Origin of the sequence: Kocuria sabuli, from assembly GCF_040981185.1 — a bacterium.
GTDB lineage: Bacteria > Actinomycetota > Actinomycetes > Actinomycetales > Micrococcaceae > Kocuria > Kocuria sabuli.
Map to the genome: position 1 here is coordinate 1 of NZ_JAVHZE010000066.1, position 795 is coordinate 795.

Consider the following 795-nt stretch of genomic DNA (forward strand, 5'->3'; position numbering starts at 1 on the left):
AATGCGTAACAGCTTTAAGCGACTCGATAGCGGTGCGCTTATCTCAGTAACGCGATCGCGTTCACAACAAAAGACGACAAATTTAGATTTGAGAGGATATAAGTAATGGACCAAGAAACTCTTAAATCTATTCTTAAGTACGACGCCTTTTCTGGTTTGTTTTCATGGGCAGTGAAAAGGCAGAAGGTGGTTGTAGGAAGCGTTGCTGGAAGCAAAAATTCTCTTGGCTATGTGCAAATAAAAATTTCTGGGAAACTTTATCATGCTCATCGCCTTGCATGGCTCTACGTGTACGGATATATGCCAGAAAAAGAGATCGATCACATAAACAGAATAAGAGACGACAACAGGATTGCCAATCTTAGAGAAGCAACCAGCCAACTTAACTCTCTTAACACTGGTATCTATAAAAATAACACATCAGGTAGCAAGGGTATTTATTATAACAAAAGAGCAAAAAAGTGGCAGGCACAGATTCTCATCGATGGAAAACGGGAGTATTTAGGTCTCTATGATGATTTAAAAAGAGCCGATATAGCATTTAGACTTGCTAATCACTTCAGACTTGCAAAACCGAACTGAAACGCATATATTTCATGTAAATCTGATATCGTCGCCATAGCTTTGATTGTCGACACAAAGAATTCAAGCAAGCCCGAGGTTAACGCCTTGGGCTTTTTATTTGCCTGTAGCTCAGAGGAAAGAGCAACCGCCTTCTAAGCGGTTGGTCGCTGGTTCGAATCCAGCCAGGCGAGCCATCAGCAAAACAAGTCGTCATCGCGGCGGCTTTATCTT

1 protein-coding gene and 1 tRNA gene are annotated in these 795 nt (G+C 41.6%); both read left to right on the top strand.

Annotated features, from left to right (window positions below; genetic code table 11):
- The first annotated feature begins 105 nt into the window (after nucleotides 1–105).
- Nucleotides 106–582 carry an HNH endonuclease gene (locus tag RE027_RS17885; RefSeq protein ID WP_032105041.1) on the top strand — a complete coding sequence of 159 codons (477 nt, stop codon included), beginning with the start codon at nucleotides 106–108 and terminating at the stop codon, nucleotides 580–582.
- Nucleotides 583–682: 100 nt separating this feature from the next.
- A tRNA-Arg gene (locus RE027_RS17890) sits at nucleotides 683–758 on the top strand.
- Nucleotides 759–795: the final 37 nt, after the last annotated feature.